Annotated in this window: 20 protein-coding genes and 1 pseudogene; 8 read left to right on the top strand and 13 right to left on the bottom strand. The window is 38.1% G+C overall.

What is annotated here, in order from left to right; genetic code table 11:
* Window positions 1-85: 85 nt before the first annotated feature.
* Together JFU20_RS17605 and JFU20_RS17600 are read right to left on the bottom strand one after the other, a co-directional pair.
* On the bottom strand, window positions 86-718 hold the full coding sequence (locus JFU20_RS17605) for a helix-turn-helix transcriptional regulator (protein ID WP_002015909.1): 633 nt from the start codon (window positions 716-718) through the stop codon (window positions 86-88).
* A 78-nt stretch (window positions 719-796) separates the two neighbouring features.
* Window positions 797-1,237, bottom strand: coding sequence for a DUF86 domain-containing protein (locus JFU20_RS17600; protein ID WP_002015910.1), 441 nt, complete (start codon window positions 1,235-1,237; stop codon window positions 797-799).
* 147 nt (window positions 1,238-1,384) lie between these two features.
* Here JFU20_RS17600 and glpX point away from each other — a divergent pair, with 147 nt between their 5' ends.
* The 3 genes from glpX (at window position 1,385) to JFU20_RS17585 (ending at window position 3,509) form a co-directional block, all read left to right on the top strand.
* Window positions 1,385-2,356, top strand: a complete 972-nt coding sequence (gene glpX, locus JFU20_RS17595) for a class II fructose-bisphosphatase (RefSeq protein ID WP_002166523.1) — start codon at window positions 1,385-1,387, stop codon at window positions 2,354-2,356.
* 16 nt (window positions 2,357-2,372) lie between these two features.
* Entirely contained in the window at window positions 2,373-2,639 is a 267-nt protein-coding gene (locus JFU20_RS17590) for a DUF3055 domain-containing protein (protein ID WP_002015912.1), read from the top strand.
* A gap of 372 nt (window positions 2,640-3,011) precedes the next feature.
* A complete protein-coding gene (locus JFU20_RS17585; RefSeq protein ID WP_002166522.1) occupies window positions 3,012-3,509 on the top strand; it encodes a hypothetical protein in 498 nt (165 codons plus the stop codon).
* Window positions 3,510-3,633: 124 nt separating this feature from the next.
* Here JFU20_RS17585 and JFU20_RS17580 read toward each other — a convergent pair whose 3' ends face one another.
* Window positions 3,634-3,936 (bottom strand): YutD family protein, encoded by a 303-nt coding sequence (locus JFU20_RS17580; RefSeq protein ID WP_002015914.1) that lies wholly within the window; start codon window positions 3,934-3,936, stop codon window positions 3,634-3,636.
* Window positions 3,937-4,054: 118 nt separating this feature from the next.
* On the opposite strand from JFU20_RS17580, the gene JFU20_RS17575 reads away from it, so the two are divergent.
* Window positions 4,055-4,633, top strand: coding sequence for a YhcN/YlaJ family sporulation lipoprotein (locus JFU20_RS17575; RefSeq protein WP_002166521.1), 579 nt, complete (start codon window positions 4,055-4,057; stop codon window positions 4,631-4,633).
* Window positions 4,634-4,661: 28 nt separating this feature from the next.
* Here JFU20_RS17575 and JFU20_RS17570 read toward each other — a convergent pair whose 3' ends face one another.
* The gene (locus JFU20_RS17570; protein ID WP_002166520.1) at window positions 4,662-5,393 is read right to left on the bottom strand and encodes a MerR family transcriptional regulator; all 732 of its coding nucleotides are present in this window, start codon (window positions 5,391-5,393) and stop codon (window positions 4,662-4,664) included.
* A gap of 99 nt (window positions 5,394-5,492) precedes the next feature.
* Between JFU20_RS17570 and JFU20_RS17565 the strand changes: the two genes are divergently transcribed.
* On the top strand, window positions 5,493-6,308 hold the full coding sequence (locus JFU20_RS17565) for a YhfC family intramembrane metalloprotease (protein ID WP_002015917.1): 816 nt from the start codon (window positions 5,493-5,495) through the stop codon (window positions 6,306-6,308).
* Window positions 6,309-6,610: 302 nt separating this feature from the next.
* Here the strand turns inward: JFU20_RS17565 and JFU20_RS17560 are convergent.
* Window positions 6,611-6,922: pseudogene (locus JFU20_RS17560) on the bottom strand (hypothetical protein); the annotation flags it as partial.
* 133 nt (window positions 6,923-7,055) lie between these two features.
* Here JFU20_RS17560 and JFU20_RS17555 point away from each other — a divergent pair.
* The gene (locus tag JFU20_RS17555; RefSeq protein WP_002015919.1) at window positions 7,056-7,610 is read left to right on the top strand and encodes a histidine phosphatase family protein; all 555 of its coding nucleotides are present in this window, start codon (window positions 7,056-7,058) and stop codon (window positions 7,608-7,610) included.
* 83 nt (window positions 7,611-7,693) lie between these two features.
* Window positions 7,694-8,173 (top strand): YbaK/EbsC family protein, encoded by a 480-nt coding sequence (locus tag JFU20_RS17550; RefSeq protein WP_002015920.1) that lies wholly within the window; start codon window positions 7,694-7,696, stop codon window positions 8,171-8,173.
* Window positions 8,174-8,192: 19 nt separating this feature from the next.
* Here JFU20_RS17550 and lipA read toward each other — a convergent pair whose 3' ends face one another.
* The gene (gene lipA, locus JFU20_RS17545) at window positions 8,193-9,089 is read right to left on the bottom strand and encodes a lipoyl synthase (protein WP_002015922.1); all 897 of its coding nucleotides are present in this window, start codon (window positions 9,087-9,089) and stop codon (window positions 8,193-8,195) included.
* Between the two features lie 189 nt (window positions 9,090-9,278).
* Between lipA and JFU20_RS17540 the strand changes: the two genes are divergently transcribed.
* Window positions 9,279-10,262 (top strand): M23 family metallopeptidase, encoded by a 984-nt coding sequence (locus JFU20_RS17540; protein ID WP_002015924.1) that lies wholly within the window; start codon window positions 9,279-9,281, stop codon window positions 10,260-10,262.
* Between the two features lie 56 nt (window positions 10,263-10,318).
* Here JFU20_RS17540 and yunB read toward each other — a convergent pair whose 3' ends face one another.
* The 7 genes from yunB to sufD form a co-directional block, all read right to left on the bottom strand.
* A complete protein-coding gene (yunB, locus tag JFU20_RS17535) occupies window positions 10,319-11,050 on the bottom strand; it encodes a sporulation protein YunB (protein ID WP_002129745.1) in 732 nt (243 codons plus the stop codon).
* 55 nt (window positions 11,051-11,105) lie between these two features.
* Window positions 11,106-11,408 (bottom strand): YunC family protein, encoded by a 303-nt coding sequence (locus JFU20_RS17530; protein WP_002015926.1) that lies wholly within the window; start codon window positions 11,406-11,408, stop codon window positions 11,106-11,108.
* A gap of 65 nt (window positions 11,409-11,473) precedes the next feature.
* Complete coding sequence (locus JFU20_RS17525) at window positions 11,474-12,865, bottom strand: bifunctional metallophosphatase/5'-nucleotidase (RefSeq protein WP_079998979.1); 1,392 nt, start codon at window positions 12,863-12,865, stop codon at window positions 11,474-11,476.
* Between the two features lie 744 nt (window positions 12,866-13,609).
* Window positions 13,610-15,007 (bottom strand): Fe-S cluster assembly protein SufB, encoded by a 1,398-nt coding sequence (sufB, locus tag JFU20_RS17520; protein WP_002015928.1) that lies wholly within the window; start codon window positions 15,005-15,007, stop codon window positions 13,610-13,612.
* Between the two features lie 48 nt (window positions 15,008-15,055).
* Window positions 15,056-15,487, bottom strand: a complete 432-nt coding sequence (gene sufU / locus JFU20_RS17515; RefSeq protein WP_002089369.1) for a Fe-S cluster assembly sulfur transfer protein SufU — start codon at window positions 15,485-15,487, stop codon at window positions 15,056-15,058.
* On the bottom strand, window positions 15,477-16,697 hold the full coding sequence (sufS, locus tag JFU20_RS17510) for a cysteine desulfurase SufS (protein WP_002015930.1): 1,221 nt from the start codon (window positions 16,695-16,697) through the stop codon (window positions 15,477-15,479). Before sufS ends, sufU begins: the two co-directional genes overlap by 11 nt.
* Entirely contained in the window at window positions 16,697-17,989 is a 1,293-nt protein-coding gene (sufD, locus tag JFU20_RS17505) for a Fe-S cluster assembly protein SufD (RefSeq protein WP_002015931.1), read from the bottom strand. Before sufD ends, sufS begins: the two co-directional genes overlap by 1 nt.
* Window positions 17,990-17,993 lie beyond the last annotated feature (4 nt).

Below are 17,993 nucleotides of genomic sequence, written 5' to 3'. Positions count from 1 at the left end.
TAACGTTCTCATCTATCATACCACTCTTATATTAACCCCTTTTTCAAAAGAAAAAAACGCTTTACCTTAAAGCGTCCCATAACGTTCATTTTTTCTCTTTTATTTGGTACGAACAATTACAATCGCCCACGCACATGTTCGTTAGCGCTTTCACATTTGCACCTGCTAATAACCGCTTGTACATATCTTTTTCATCTTCACACACTTGCGGGTATTTCTCCGCTATTTCCTTTAACGGACAGTTTTGCTTTTCAAGTATGAAAGAGCGTTCCCCATCTCTCTTTATTTGAACCATATAACCATTTTTCTCTTGCATAGCAGCTATTTCTTGTACTTTATACGCTAAATTACTTTGGTTACTTATCTTCTTTTTTAACTGTTCTTCCATTCGTTTCGTTCTCGCTTGTAAAACGTAACGAAGTATTTTTTCATCGCCCATTCGAGCTAAATCATCTAATATTTCAATAGCAAACTGCTTATATTCTTTCGGGAATGTATCTTCTCCCTTTTGACTTAATCCATACAAATATGTTGGGCGTCCAACATGCTGCCTTACCATCTTTGAATAAATTAGCTCATCATTTTCTAGTTTACTTAAATGTCGACGAATCGCCATCTCTGTAATTTCTAAAGCTTCGGCTAATTCTGCTACAGTATGCTCTCCTTTTATCTTCAGTAATTGTACAATCTCTTCTCTCGTAGTACGTGCTTCCCCCATAGCTCACCCTTCTCCCTTTTCTTTCTCCTATACAATATAAGATCCCCAAAGGAATTCCCGGGGATCTTATAAGCACAATTATTCTGGTACAAATGCAGATACAGGTCCTAATTCCTTTTCTAAATAACTGTGAATATTCGCTGGGTATTTCTCTACCACGGCGATATGTTTTTGAATCGTCTTATATAATTCATCATGATTCATTTGAATATAATCTTGCGTAAGCATTTTTCGAAGAAGAATAATTTCTTTAATATGCGCTCCCTCTTCTCCACTTATAACTCTCTCGTCCATTAAAATATCAATAATATCTTCGTAACTTCCTGGATCGCGCATAATAAATCCATCAATCATCGCATTCCCTACATCTAATATACAATCGATAATAAGATGCGCCATGCGCTCTAATGCGTAAAATTCAAACTCGGTTTCATATGTCTTTTTCTCTTGAAATGTATTTGTTGCTCGTTCTAAACATACTAGCATTTGTTCTATTTTCTTTCTGTCTACGAAGTACATGAATGTCACCTACCTGGAAATTAAAGCATTTACATTTTAATTGTAACGCTTTCTTCTGAAAAAATCGACAATTTTTCGAATTCACCTTTTCCTCGTTATTTGTTATAGTTATATTTGTATGATTTTTGAAATTGGAGGAATGCAACCTTGGAACGTGAACTCGCACTAGAAATTGTCCGTGTAACAGAAGCAGCAGCCTTAGCATCCGCACAGTGGATGGGCCGCGGAAAGAAAAACGAAGCAGATGATGCAGCAACTACAGCTATGCGTGATATGTTCGATTCAGTAAACATGGCAGGTACAGTTGTAATCGGTGAAGGAGAACTTGATGAAGCACCGATGTTGTATATTGGTGAAGAACTAGGAACAGGTAACGGTCCAGAAGTAGATATCGCCGTTGATCCATTAGAAGGTACAAACATCGTTGCAAAAGGCCTTGCAAATGCAATGGCAGTTATCGCAATCGCAGATAAAGGAAACCTTCTTCATGCTCCGGATATGTACATGGAAAAAATCGCGGTTGGTCCAAAAGCAGCTGGTAAAATTAGCTTAGATGATCCAATTGAAAAAACAATTGATATTGTAGCAGAAGCAAACAATAAAAAAATTCGTGACCTAACGGTTATCATCCAAGAACGTGAACGTCATCAAGATATTATTGACCGTGTTCGTGCAAAAGGTGCACGCGTAAAACTATTTGGTGATGGAGATGTTGGTGCATCAATCGCAACAGCTTTACCTGGAACAGGTATCGACTTATTCGTAGGTATTGGCGGAGCTCCAGAAGGCGTTATCTCTGCAGCAGCATTAAAATGCCTTGAAGGTGAAATGCAAGCTCGCTTAGTTCCAATGAACGAAGAAGAAGAAGCTCGTTGTCGTGAAATGGGATTAGAAGATCCTCGTCAACTTCTTATGTTAGATGACTTAGTATCTGGTGATGATGCAATCTTCTCAGCAACAGGTGTATCTGCTGGTGAATTATTAGACGGCGTGAAATTCCTTGGCGGAGATTTAGCTGAAACATATTCTATCGTAATGCGTTACAAAACAAGAACAGTACGTTTCATTAAAACGCATCACCATCTAGATCATAAACCACACTTAAACTTAGATATTTAATAAAGGAGCCATGTGTATGGAAGAACGTTTCTTTCTGTACGACGATACAGTCGCTACAAGAACTCGTTTCGTTAGCTTTTTGGGGGAAAATGAGCGTCATGATTTAGCGCTTTTATACTCCGATCGTCATTACGGTAAAACGATAGTCCTTGATATGCAAAGCAACAAATTTGCTATCATTGGTCCTGACGATTTAAATGAACAAGGCTACTTAGAGCATGCATTTTCGATGTCTGAAGAAAATGCAGAAGAATTACGCTCATTTTTATTTGAACTTATATAATTTATCTGGCGCACCAGCTATGTTAGCTGGTGTTTTTTTACGATTTATATTCCGAATTTTCAATCTTATGTGTTATACTTATGAACAAATCTATTTGGATAGAAAGGACGTTATCTACGTATGCCAACATTTACTTTGTAGTGGACCAGCAATTGGATAGCGTTACTCTCAAAAAAGCACCGTGCTTTTTCAAGGGAGTAGTCTGCCCATTCCCATTACAAAGGAACGTAACGCATCTGTAGTATGATGTTTACGGAGGTTCCTCTTGGGGGAACCTCTTTTTATTTTTGTCTACTTCTTATGTCTTCATACTACAAGACATCCAAATAGCTGTATTACGTTCCTTTACCAATATATAAGAGGTGAAGGAAAATGCAGAAAGTACAACTTTCTTGGAGTTTATATGAAAACGAACTAGCAACAATCGAAAAGTATTGTAAAAATTGCAGACGCACTACCCTTTTTACCGACACGAATATTCGCAGACATAATGCAAACGGAAAGAACATATACCGATTTGCAATTTATAAATGTCCGAAAGATCATACGTGGAATCAAAAACTTCATATTTATAAATCATTTACTGATCACGTCGAAACTGTCGATATGACTCAGCAAGAACAAACGGAAACAAGTACTACCATTTCCATTACACAATACAAAGAAAGTGGTATAGCCGAAATAACGATCGTATTAGACATCGTTTTCGGTTCCCACAGGATTGATAAAGTGTTATCCACATATATCTCAGATTGGAGCCGCACTATCATTGTGGATAAAATTAAAAATGGGCATATCCAATTGAACGGACAACAAATGAAACCAAACAAAACTCTTTCTGAAGGTGATTACATTTCAATTTGTTTGTAAGGTGGACTCTCATGTTAAAGGTGAGAAAAGGTACGATTGATTTATTGAATGACTTAGATGTAATGTAAACAGTCTCCTCATAATTACTATGAAAAAATCCTCTTACAATCGTAAGAGGATTTTTTCATTTCTTCACTTTTCGCAATACAAAGTGTGCACAACCGAAGTTACAGTACTCGTATAAATACTCTGATAAAGTACTAATTTTCGTATCATATGTCGAACGTTGATTACTATCATCAAAGAATCCGCGCAATCTAAGTTGCTCATAACCCCAGTCTCCAACGATATAATCATATTTATTTAAAATTTCTGCATAGCGCTCTTTAAGTGCTTCTTCACTAAAACCGTCACGAAAGTTTTTAATCACTTCGTACTGAACATTATTAACGCTCACCGTAGTATGAATCTCTTGCTTTTGCTCCATTATGAACTTCCTCTCTAAGCATTCTTCTTTTTATCGTATCACAAAGCATAACAACCAACAATTTCAAATACAAAAAATTGAAAATTAGTGCATGCTATGGAGAAGGAGGTGCTACATCGTGAAAAAACAAATTATACTCTCTCTTCTCACTCTTTCCTTATTTGCAGGCTGCCAATCAACTAATAAAGCCGAAATGGAGAGTGAAGAAGGAAGTCGTGTTCTTGTTTCCAACAAAAACGACATGTATCATACGGAAAATACAAATACACGGCTCACAAGGGTTGGCTATTCATCTAAACAAAAACATGAAGTATCTAACAAACAAGTAGGAGCCATTAACCGTGAGAAAGTCGCTGAAATGATTACAAGCATGACAGTTAAACTTCCTGACGTCACCAATGCCGCTACACTCGTTACCGATGATGAAGTATTTGTTGTATACCGTGCCAACACAACGGATCCGAAACTCGTAACAGATCAAGTATATAAAACTGCTTTGTCCATCGTTCCTCGCTATTATAAAGCATATGTATCAACAAACCAAAAGTTGATTTCTCAAATTCAAGGTCTTCAATCTGGTAGCTTAAACGATAAAGAATATGAACAAAGTCTTGATATGTTAAAACGTGAAATGAGCGATAATCCTCATTTGAACAATACGGGGGATCAAACTTTGAATGATATGATTAAAAAATAAAAAGGTGGAGAAAACCTCCACCTTTTTACTATTCCTTACGATCCGCATAAACCTCCATCGCATCACACATAAACTGCGCTAAACCTTCACCAAACTTATCAATATTTTTCGTAAAACGCTCATCAGCAACATACATTTGACCGAGTCCCTTAAAGGCCTCTAATGAATATTCACCGAAGTTTTGCAAGTAATCGTACCATACTCCGATTGCGGATTGCGCCTCTTTAGAATCCGGTGCTCCATTTCGAAGTGTTGCTAGATTTCTGTAAATATTATTAAACTCCTCCTGTTTCTCTTTAGACATCCCCTTCGCTGTTTTATTCGCTTTATCTACAGCCTCATCTCCCCATCGTTCACGTGCTTCTTCTTCGTACGGGTTATGACTAAAATCAAATCCTTCAAATTTCTCTTTATTCGTCATATCAATCTCTCCTTTTGTATGCTGAATTGTTTTATTAATCGTCGCTATCACCTTATCTAACCTGGCACGCTTTTCAAGAAGCATTTTCTTATGAAGCTGTAGTGCTTCTTCATGATCAAATGATGGACTCATGATAATTTCTTTAATCTTCTTCAAAGGGAAGCCTAGTTCTTTAAAAAATAAAATTTGCTGCAGTGTCTCTAAATTTCCATTGGAATACAGACGATATCCAGACTCTGTCGTCTCGTCTGGGGTTAATAACCCAATTTCATCGTAATGATGCAGTGTGCGCACACTAATTCCAACTAAATTAGCTACTTCTTTTACCTTCATTGTCATGTGTATCTCCCCCTTAGTACATACAATAAAGTATGACGCAACGTTAGAGTCAATAAGTAAATTCATTTATCTCTAAAAGTTTCATCTCTCCCATATTTCATGCATAATAGATATGTACATATATTAGAAAGCGGTGAAAGTATGGTTTCAAATACTGTAATTGCCAGCATCATATTTCAACTCGTTGTTTCGGTTCTGGTCCCAATCATTGTACTCGTTTATTTCCGTAAAAAATATAATATTAATTGGAAAGTGGTCGGCGTTGGTGTTCTTATCTTTATTGGATTTACCCAAATTCTCGAAACACCGTTCCACCTATTTATGCGTGGTAATCCAGCAATCGCTCCATTTTTAGAAAATCCGTATGTCTTTGCAATTTATGGCGGACTAACTGCTGGTATTTTTGAAGAATTAGGACGCTTCGTTGCCTTCTTCTTCCTACTAAAAAAATATCTAGAATATAAAGATGGCTTCGCTTATGGAATTGGTCATGGCGGGATTGAATCGATTTTAGTTGGCGGATTCTCTGCATTGCAGACACTTATATTCGCTAATGCTATTAACAATGGTAGCTTCGCTCAAATGGCAGAAAAACTACCACAATTAAATCTTGTAAAGGATATGTTAATAGAACAACCTGCCTATTTATACTTACTCGGTAGCCTAGAAAGAATTATGGCACTCGTGCTGCAAATTGCCTTCACAATGCTTGTCGTATACGCAGTAAAACAAAAGAAATACATTTTCCTTGTTTACGCTATATTATTCCACGCACTTGTAGACTTTTTCGCAGCACTTTACCAAACAAAAATGATTAACATCTTTGTAGCAGAAGGAATTACTCTTCTCTTCGCGATTGGTGGTTTCATTCTTATTCGTAAAATGAAAGCGAAATTAGTAAGTGTGCCAGAGTAAAAAATAACCCACCAGTTGGTGGGTTATTTTTTACTCTGGATTTTCGTAGTGATGATAACTTTTCCCCCCTTGCAGCTCCCTCTTTGTTTCCGCATCTATAACGATGTACTTATGGAACTCATCTACTTCATCTTGAGAAAAGGAAGCGAAAAAATAAAGTGAAACTTTAATCAGTGGGGGTTTATCCACTGATTATTAGTTGAACCAATCGGGCTTTTACGGGCAATTGATCTCCCATTTAACTACTTTTCTTTAAAACTGAATTTTGCGGTGGGAGTCTTACTGCCCGTTAATGCGGGCTAAACTTGGCGATCAGGGTGAATAAAAAAATCTTGAAACACCACGCTACTCCGACAACCCACGGCTGTTTTTTGTCTGAAAGAAAATTCTTCATCGGGCACTTCTTTAAATAAAATCTTTTTCCGAACACTATATTCTGCATTTTTATATTCTTTATACACCTTTTTATCTAACTGTTCGTAAAACACATCCTCACTCACAAATGGCTTATTTCGATTGCTTGGATAGTCTAATTTTTGATTTGATTGTGCATATGCTGTGGACAATTGCGTGAGAAAACAAATACTGAATACAATGCATATCATTTTTTTCATAATTGTACCTCAAATTTTCATTATCCACATTACTTTTCCACATACTTAGATCACTATTCCGTTTCCAATAAAAAGGAATTTTTTCCACATTTGTCGAAGTATATAGCGTCAACTTGAAAGATGGGGATGAATTATGAAGAAAATTATTGTAATACGACATTGTTCCGCAACTGGACAAAAACGTGATGCCGAATTAACGTTTGCCGGAAAAGATCAAGCTAACACCCTTGCTGCATTCCTCTTAGAAAATCAGCTACAAATAGATCATATTATTTCGAGCCCATTTGTCCGAGCTATCGATTCCATTCGGCCCTATGCGATTCAAGCTAACCTATCTATCGAAGAGGATGAACGATTAGCTGAACGTATATTAAGCAACGTTCCGATGGATGATTGGATGCAAAAACTAGAATCTACTTTTACAAACATAGATATTGCCTTTTCAGGCGGAGAGTCAACAAAACAAGCAACAGACCGTGCCATCTCACTTATTCAGGAAGTTTTAAAACTAGAGCATGACACAACACTACTCGTTACACACGGCAACTTACTCACATTAATTTTAAAGCACTTTGATCATACTATCGGCTTTGACGAATGGAAAACTTTAACGAATCCTGATATTTATGAAATTACACTTGATGAACAATCTATCATACAACGATTATGGGAAGCGCCATCCAAGTAATATCCCTTTCCAATACATTCAGTTGACACTGCGAGAAGATATGCTAGGGCTGCAGTAAAACATAGAGAGGGGTATCATTCAATATGTACGAAGATGTACTTTCTTTACTACATAAAACAAATGCTTCTTATGAAAAATTTGAACACGAACCAGTACTTGACTATGAAACAGATCGTATCGTTCGTGAAAGACTTGGTTTGCAAGGCACTCCAAGTAAAAGCTTATTTTTAAAATCAAAATCCGGGGCGTATTACGTATTCTTTACGTTAGAAGGCACTCGCCTCAACCGAGGAGAGATGAAGGAAATAACAGGAGAGAGCTTATCTCTCTGTTCTCCTAATGAGCTAAGAGAAGAGACTGGTTGCACTCCTGGATGTGTAGCTCCTTTCGGTTATTCACAAGATGTAACGATTATTGTGGACAGTTCAATTTATACTTACGATAAAATTTTAATTACACCTGGTGTACCTGAATTTACAATTGAATTATCCACAGAGGAATTAAAAAGAATTTTATCAACGTGTCAAAATACTGTTTTAGAGTATAAGAAAAAGGAGAGCTAATATTAGCTCTCCTTTTTCATTATTTCGCTTCTGCTACTTTTTCTTTCGCAGAACGTACTTGCTCGTCCGCATGATAAGAAGAACGTACAAGTGGACCAGCTTCACAGTGGCTAAATCCTTTGCTAAGTGCAATTTCTTTTAGCTCTGCAAATTCTGCTGGTGGATAATATTTAATAACTGGTAAATGCTTCTTAGATGGTTGTAGGTATTGTCCAAGAGTTAAAATATCCACATTGTTTGCACGTAAGTCATCCATTGCTTCAATTAAATCTTCTCTCGTTTCACCTAAGCCCAGCATAATGCTCGATTTAGTTGGAATATCAGGCTGCATTTCTTTTGCTCGACGTAAAAACTCTAATGAACGGTCATATTTTGCTCTAGCGCGAACTCGGTTAGATAATCGACGTACTGTTTCAATGTTATGGTTCAAAATATCTGGTTTTGCATCCATTAACATTTTTAAGTTTTCTTCTACCCCACCCATATCGGATGGTAATACTTCGATAGACGTGAATGGATTTTCACGACGTACAGCGCGTACTGTTTCAGCAAAAACAGCTGCTCCGCCGTCCTTTAAATCATCACGTGCAACCGCTGTTATAACAACGTGCTTTAAGCCCATTTGTACTACAGAATCTGCTACGCGTTCTGGCTCTTGTAAATCAAGCTCAGTTGGTAAGCCTGTTTTAACCGCACAAAAACGACAAGCACGTGTACAAACCGCACCTAAGATCATAAATGTTGCTGTTTTCCTTACAGCCCAGCATTCATGAATATTCGGACATTTCGCCTCTTCACAAACTGTATGAAGATTTTTAGAACGCATCATTTTCTTTAAGCCTGTATAGTTTTCATTCGTGTTTAACTTAATTTTCAACCATTCGGGCTTGCGCTTATACTCTGTTTGTTTTGTCATGGTTATCAACTCCGCACAATATGAAATAGTTTACCGTGTTCGCTTCTTTCAATGTAACATATCTATTCTAACGTATGAAAGCGATTTGCTCAAATGAAGATTCTAAGATTTTTTCCAATCGTTCCCTATAATGAAATACTCCGTATATCCCACACTAAAAAGAGTGATGTTGTGAAAGGAGTCTATTTCATGCTTCGAAAAATTTCTCTTTTGCTTTCGATTTGCTTTCTTCTCCACCAAAACATCGCTTACGGTGAAGATAATCAGCAAAGCATATATGAAAAGCGCATGGCACTATATAAAGAAACTGAGCAATCTTCCGGTATTCCGTGGTATTACTTAGCCGCAATGGATCAATACGAAAGAAACATACGGAGCGTAAGAAAAGATATACCGAAAAAACCAGATGCCATCATTTCCCTTTATTTCAAACCTGAAATATGGGCTGGACCTGTTAATAGTAATGATACTCTCCCCCATACAATTTCTCTATTTGGCGGAATGGGTTTAGATGGTGACAAAGATGGATTTGCAAATGCAAATAACGACCGTGATCTTCTGCATACAGCAGCAACTATTTTAAAGAATCAAGGAACGTCGGAAGACCGTATTAACATTATGCTTTGGGAATATTATAGACGTGCAAAAACAGTTGAATTAATTACAGAATACGCCCGAATTTATAAACATTATGGACGCATTAATTTAGAAGGTAATGCTTTCCCTCTCCCGATTCGCAGTGACCATAGCTATCGTAGTACTTTCGGTGCTGGTAGAAGCTTTGGCGGCAGGAGGATTCATGAAGGAACCGATATTTTTGCTGGATATGGCGTACCAGTACGATCAACTTGCTATGGCGTTATTGAAACAAAAGGATGGAATCGTCTTGGTGGATGGCGCATTGGTATTCGTGACCTTCATAATAATTACCACTATTACGCTCATTTAGGCGGGTTCTCTAAAGAAATACAGCTCGGACAAATTGTCGAACCAGGAAAAGTAATCGGATTTGTCGGTAGTACCGGCTACGGTCCTCCTGGTACAGCTGGAAAATTCCCGCCCCACTTACATTTCGGCATGTATAAAGACAATGGCTATACAGAATGGGCTTTCGATCCATACATGCATTTAAGCCTTTGGGAACGAAAAGAACGAGCAAATACAAAACGATAACCGTAGCAAATTGCTACGGTTATTTTTATAAATATAAATCAATAGAACACTACTGACTAATTATCCGTTTTCTTTTTATCTGGTACAACAACTCCCCCGCTTCCGTAATAAGTAGGCACTTCACCTTGAACGATGCGCGTCGCAATCGGAATGTTTTGCTTCACTTTAATTTCTTTCGTGCGTAACGGAATCATAACTTGTAACGTCACTTCCACTTCCATAATAATTTTGATCGCTGTATTATTAATTCCTTGCGGCTCAACTAATTGTTTAATATCCGTATTCACATGACCAATTGGCGTAAAATTAATCGGAATATCTGGTCCTATATTACCAAGAAGCGCATTATCAGTTATGCGTCCAAAAGGAACTGACATAGATACCCCATTCTCTTCAAAAATACCAAGTGCTTTCGTATCCCCTTTTTCTACTTGTTGTAAATATTTTTCTATGTATGCAGTAGTCGATGTTAATATTTCATTTACTTGTTTTGTATTTAAATCAATTGTAGATACTTTCCCGTTCCTATCCGTTTGTACTTTCATTAATGAATCTACATCAAACCCTTCATTAATCCGGTCTTTTACCGCTTTCGTCATAACTGCTGTTGCCATTTTATGAGTCTCTGTTTCCCCATACTTAATTAACGTTGGCTGAATACTTTTATTTACAATCCATAAACCTTGAACTACCATTACGATAAAAATAATAAATGAAATAAGCAGTATATACCGAAAGGAAATCGGTCCCCTTCGAAACCGCGAATTTTTCGAACGAAATATGCCCATCAGAAAACCCTCCTTCTTATATTATTTCTATGCAAGAAAGAGGGATGATATATGCTTATCTCATTTTTAATAGTGCATCTTTTCCGATTGTGCCTACCGGAATACCTAAAGCTTCGGCTCCAGTCGTTACTGATTCCAGCGGTGCTTCAAGAAGTTGTTCAATCGTTCTTACACCAACCGCACGGCCAGCAATAATTCCTCGATCACCTAACTTCTCATTTAGAAGACCTACATCTAAAGCACCGCACATAATATATCCTTTATCGCTCATTACAGCTAGCAAATTTGTCTTTGGAAGTTTTACGCTAACAGCAATGAACGTATAGTTATCAATTATAATTGGCTCTACATTAACCATAGTTCACACTCCTCTCTTTCTTATCTTTATGACAAGAGAAAAATGAGTGTTACAAGTTAACTAGCCTATAGTTTGACTGAAGATGTATAAGTTATCAACATGTCTGTTAGTACATCTCTAAGCAATTCCGGCATATAATATTGTTTGTCAGAAAGTGTGGATAGCTCTGGGTATAAGTATCCGAATGTAAACATATCAATCGTCCCTACCGTATATATCCGGTCTAATTCCAGCGATTCGCCGTTAATCAATACATCTTCTAGTAAAATTTTATTCCCTGGAATCGTATCTGGAATCACTTCCAAACCATCGTAAATCATTTTCCCCATTACTTTTCCACGAAATCCGAATCCTTTCACCTCAAGGTTCTCCATATTCGGACGACGCGCTTTCAAAATAACTTCTCGTAACGTTTTTCCTGGCACTTTTAATAAACATGGATTAATTGGATGTGGACAAATTCTGTGAATATCTCCGCGCGTCACAACACCTTCATTTAATCCCTCAAGAAGTACACCAGCATTCACCATCCCAACATCCGCATTACACCACTCTTTAAGTGCACTTGCCAACATATGAGAAAACGTCGTCTCCTTAAACCAATCAGCCGGCAATGATTCTTTTAAATGAACGACAGGCTCAGCCATTATCTGTTTACTTTCTTCCTTTAGCATTTCAATTGTGGATAACGGCTCGCTATAAGCACCTAACCGTTCTGTCTTAATCGCTCTACCGTCTTTTTTCAACAGTCTCTTCGTCTCTTTATCCACAGTAAGCTGAACGTGACCAACGTAATGTCCCCACTTTTCACAACAGCAAAGCAAAGTATTATCCACAAGAACACCGCGCTCAAATAAATGATGCGTATGTGCCCCTAAAATAACATCTATATCATAATGCTCCGCCATATACTCATCCATACTTTTTCCAAGATGAGAAAGCACAACAGTAATATGAGCTGTATCCTTAACTTCTTCTAAAATAGACTCTAAATGGATGATTGGATCTTCAATATGCCAATATAACATATGATAAAACTCTGGATAAGCTACCGTTAATCCAATAAAGGCAATCGTAATCCCATCTGTCGTTGTATGTAATTTATAAGGCTTCGCCCACGCTGGACGTACACCCTCTTTTTCAAATAAGTTCGCTACAAGCACCTCAAAACCAGCATCATCATATAGACGATTCAAATGCTCTTTCGCCAATGTAATTCCTTCATTATTTCCGATCGTTACATAATCATATAACGCCTCATTTAATAATTTTGTATTCCCAAGTCCATTTGTCGCTTCCGAAATACTATGAAAACGATCCACATGATCGCCAATATCCACAGTTAAAACAGTCTCCCCCGCTTCCTGTCTTCGCCTTTTCTCCCCTTGTACAAACCGAGAAATTTGCGGCCAATTTTCAAAATGACTATGTATATCGTTTGTATGATAAAGGTGGATGATTGTTTCTTTATTTATATTCAGAGAAAAAACCTCCTCTCAGTTCCTTACTGCCATTTACGCTATACGTACGCAATAATCCTGTAAATACTTTTCGTCTTTTCTTGCTATTCTACATTGTACTCGCATTATAAGAAAAAGCCAAAGATTGCCCTTTTAATATGGAAAACTTTATATTACTTTTTCTAGTCTGTTGATTAGTTTGAGGGGGGAATTTTTGTGAAATGATTCTAGTTGGTGGGGGGAGGAGATTTGTCAGTATCTTTGTCTTACTTCCATATAGGTGCTCCTCTCGTATTTAAATGTTGAGGGGGATATGAGGGATTTCTTTTGTATTACTTTGTCGACAAATCGATATTCCTTGTCGAACCGCTGATATATTGAAATTATCGCCGATATATTCCGAGTTGTGGTCGATATATTTCATTAAACACCTACCCGGGTATCTTACAGCCGAACCCGAATATACAACATAAAAAAGCGCCCTGCACAGCAGGGCGCTTTCTTCATACATATATTATCCAGTTCCAGCGGCTAGAATGTTCGGTGGCTTCACTTCTTCCTATGAGGCAAAAGCTCCATCCCCCTCACATTCTGAACGAGCCGCTTCCACTTTTAAATATTGTCCAGCTTTGCCTCCTAGACCCTCATGTCTAAGAACCTTCCGCACCAGAAGATAAAAAGCATCTTCTGTGCGAAAGAACCTTAGCCAACGGGTCTGAACAGTCGGCTCCGCATTTCTATTTAACCAATAGAACCTTCCATCTCAAACTTGATTAGGCGGTTCATTTCAACTGCGTATTCCATTGGAAGTTCGCGAGTGAATGGCTCGATGAAGCCCATTACGATCATTTCTGTAGCTTCTTGCTCAGAAATACCGCGGCTCATTAGGTAGAATAATTGTTCTTCTGATACTTTAGATACTTTCGCTTCGTGCTCAAGTGAAACGTAATCGTTTTTGATTTCGTTGTAAGGAATTGTATCAGATGTAGATTGGTTATCCATGATTAACGTGTCACACTCGATGTTAGAGCGAGAGTTTTTCGCTTTTGGTCCGAATTGTACGATACCACGGTAAGTTACTTTACCACCATGCTTCGCAATCGATTTAGAAACGATTGTTGAAGACGTGTTTGGTGCTAAGTGAATCATTTTCGCACCAGCATCTTGGTGTTGGCCTTTACCAGCAATCGCGATAGATAATGTTAAACCACGAGCGCCTTCGCCTTTTAAGATAACTGCTGGGTATTTCATCGTTAATTTAGATCCGATGTTACCGTCAATCCATTCCATCGTTGCGTTTTCTTCACAAACCGCACGTTTTGTAACTAGGTTGTATACGTTGTTCGCCCAGTTTTGGATTGTTGTATAACGGCAATATGCATCTTTCTTAATGATGATTTCTACTACCGCACTATGAAGTGAGTTAGTCGTGTAAACAGGTGCTGTACAACCTTCTACGTAGTGTACGTGTGCGCCTTCGTCTACGATGATAAGCGTACGCTCGAATTGTCCCATATTTTCAGAGTTAATACGGAAATACGCTTGAAGTGGTGTATCAACTTTAATACCTTTTGGAACGTAGATGAATGATCCACCAGACCAAACTGCAGAGTTTAATGCAGAGAATTTGTTGTCTGTTGGTGGGATTACTTTTCCGAAATGCTCACGGAAAATATCTTCGTTCTCTTTTAATGCGCTATCTGTATCTTTGAAGACGACTCCTAGATCTTCTAGGTCTTCTTTCATGTTGTGGTATACAACTTCAGATTCGTACTGTGCAGATACACCAGCTAAATATTTTTGCTCAGCTTCAGGAATACCTAATTTATCAAATGTCGCTTTAATTTCCTCAGGTACTTCATCCCAAGACTTCTCAGATTTCTCAGATGGTTTTACGTAGTACGTAATTTCATCGAAATCTAAGTCGTTTAAGTCGCCGCCCCATTGTGGCATTGGCATTTCATAGAACTTATCCAGTGATTTTAAACGGAAGTCTAACATCCACTGTGGTTCTTCTTTCATACGTGAAATCTCTTCAACGATTTCTTTTGTTAAACCGCGTCCAGCACGGAAAATCGAAACGTCTTTATCCTTGAAACCATATTTATAATCGCCGATATCTGGCAGTTGCTTCGCCATGTTGGTGTGTCCCTCCTTATATAACCTCGTTTTTAGGAACCTTTAACATTACTTATCTTCGTTTAAGCCCTTTTCTAACGCTTTCCACGCTAATGTTGCACATTTAATACGTGCTGGGAACTTGCATACGCCTTGTAATGCTTCAATATCTCCTAAATCAATGCTGTCATCATACTCTTTTCCTAGCATCATGTCAGAGAAAATTTTAGAAAGCTTAAGGGCCTCTTCAATTTTCTTTCCTTTTACTGCTTGTGTCATCATTGAAGCTGAAGACATTGAAATTGAACATCCTTCGCCTTCAAACTTCGCTTCTTGTACAATACCCTCTTCTACTTTCATCGTAAGTTGAATACGATCGCCGCAAGTTGGATTGTTCAAGTTAACGGTAACACTATCTTCTAACACGCCATGGTTACGAGGATTTTTATAATGATCCATAATAACTTGACGATATAACGTATCTAAATTATTAAATGACATTTGTGAAATACTCCTTTGTCTTGATTAGTGATTCAACAAATGTATCAATTTCTTCTTTTGTATTATATAAATAGAAGCTCGCACGTGCTGTAGAAGAAGCTTTTAGCCACTTCATAAGCGGTTGTGCACAGTGATGTCCTGCGCGAACCGCAATGCCTTCTACATCTAATACAGTTGCTACATCGTGAGGATGTACGTCTTCAATATTAAATGTAACTAGACCAGCGCGATGCTTTGGACCATAAATTGTAACGCCATCTACTTCTGATAGTCTCTCTAAAGCGTATTGCGCTAATTCATGTTCATGCTTTTCAATATTATGAAGACCGATTTCTTCTAGGAAATCAATTGCCGCACCAAGTCCGATTGCATTACCGATAATCGGTGTACCTGCTTCGAACTTCCACGGAAGCTCTTTCCAAGTAGACTCTTGTAAGTCTACGAAATCAATCATTTCACCACCAAATTCAATTGGTTCCATATTGTTTAGCAATTCTTTCTTACCATATAATACGCCGACACCTGTTGGTCCGCACATCTTATGAGCAGATAATGCGTAGAAATCACAGTTTAAATCTTGTACATCCACTTTCATATGAGGTGCACTTTGTGCTCCATCAACGATCATGATTGCACCGTTTTCATGTGCGATTGCTCCGATTTCTTTTACAGGGTTAATCGTTCCAAGTACGTTAGAAACGTGCATGATAGAAACGATTTTTGTATTCGGTGTAACTGTTTGACGAACATCTTCTAAAGAAATTGTACCGTCTAGTTGAAGCGGAAGATACTTTAAAGTTGCACCAGTTTTCTTCGCAACTTGTTGCCACGGAATGATGTTACTATGGTGCTCCATGTAAGAGATGACGATTTCATCGCCTTCTTTTACATTATCAAGACCATAGCTAGCTGCTACTGTATTTAATGCAGTTGTCGTTCCGCGCGTGAAAATAATCTCTTCCATTGATTTCGCATTAATAAACTTACGAACTTTCTCACGTGCACCTTCATACGCGTCGGTAGCTTTCGTACCGAGCGTATGAACACCGCGATGCACGTTAGAATTATATTCTTTATAATAACGTTCTAACGTTTCAATGACTTGAATTGGTTTTTGAGAAGTTGCTGCACTATCGAAATATACAAGTTGTTTGCCGTTCACTTTTTGATCAAGAATTGGAAACTGTTTGCGTATTTCATGAATATTCATTAGCGAACTTTCCTTTCAATTACCTCAACAAGCTGTGCCTTTACTCCTTCAATTGGAAGCTCATTTACTACAGGTGCTAAGAATCCATGGATGACTAAACGTTCTGCTTCGCGTTTTGGAATACCACGGCTCATCAAGTAGTATAATTGGTACGGATCTACGCGACCTACTGAAGCTGCGTGACCTGCCATTACATCATCTTCGTCGATTAAAAGAATTGGGTTTGCATCACCGCGAGCTTTTTCATCTAACATAAGAACGCGAGAAGATTGTTGTGCATTTGATTTAGATGCACCGTGTTCAATCTTACCAATTCCATTAAAGATAGATGTTGCACTATCTTTTTGTACTCCGTGTTTTAAAATCCAACCTTCAGAGTGTTTACCGAAATGAACAACTTTAGTTGTAAAGTTTTGTGTTTGGTTACCACGGCCAATTGTTACTGTTTTTGTATCAGCAAATGATCCGTCGCCCATTAAGTTCGTAACGTTCTCTGAGATTGTATTTCCGTCATTCATAAGGCCTAGAGCCCAATCAATACGGCCGTCGCGTCCAACAATACCGCGGCGGTTAACGTAAGTTGTTACGTCTTTTGCTAATAGATCAACCGCACCGAATTTCACTTGTGCGCCTTGTTCCACGATTACTTCTGCTACGATATTTGCAATACCTTTAGCATTTTCATTTGCAACGTAGTTTTCTACATATGTTGCAGTACTGTTCGCATCAGCTACGAATAATACGTGGTTATATACGTTAGCTTCTTCGCCGTCTACTAAGAATACAGCTTGAAGTGGAGTTTCAAGAACAACGTTTTTCGGAACATATACGAATGCACCGCCGTTGATTAATGCAGCATGAAGTGCAGTTAGACGATGCTCGTCTACTTTCACGCCGTCTTTCATTAAGTACTTTTGTACTAATTCAGCATGCTCTGTTGCAGCTGTTACGATGTCTGTAAAAATAACACCTTTTTCTTTTGCTTCGTCTGCTAAAGAAACGAAAGCAGTTGTACCAGTACGTTGTACTAATACGCTGTTATTTTCATCGATTAAGTTTTTCACTGCTTCTGGAAGCTCTGTTAAAGAACTTACAGGCTCTTGCTTAGCAGCGTCGCCTTTTCCGATAAAGTCCCATTTTTCAATTTTCGTTTTATCAGGCGTTGGCATTGGAAGTTCAGTTGCTTGTGCAAGAGCTTGTAAGCGGAACTCAGTCAACCAAGCAGCTTCGTTTACTTCGCTTGCGCGCTGACGGATTGTTTCTTGATCGAAAGGTAATGTACCGATTGTCATGTTT

Origin of the sequence: Bacillus sp. TH30 (assembly GCF_016650875.1) — a bacterium.
In the GTDB taxonomy this organism is placed as follows: Bacteria; Bacillota; Bacilli; order Bacillales; family Bacillaceae_G; genus Bacillus_A; species Bacillus_A mycoides.
The sequence above is the reverse complement of the archived record's forward strand: the minus strand, read 5'-3'. Positions and strand labels throughout refer to the sequence as shown.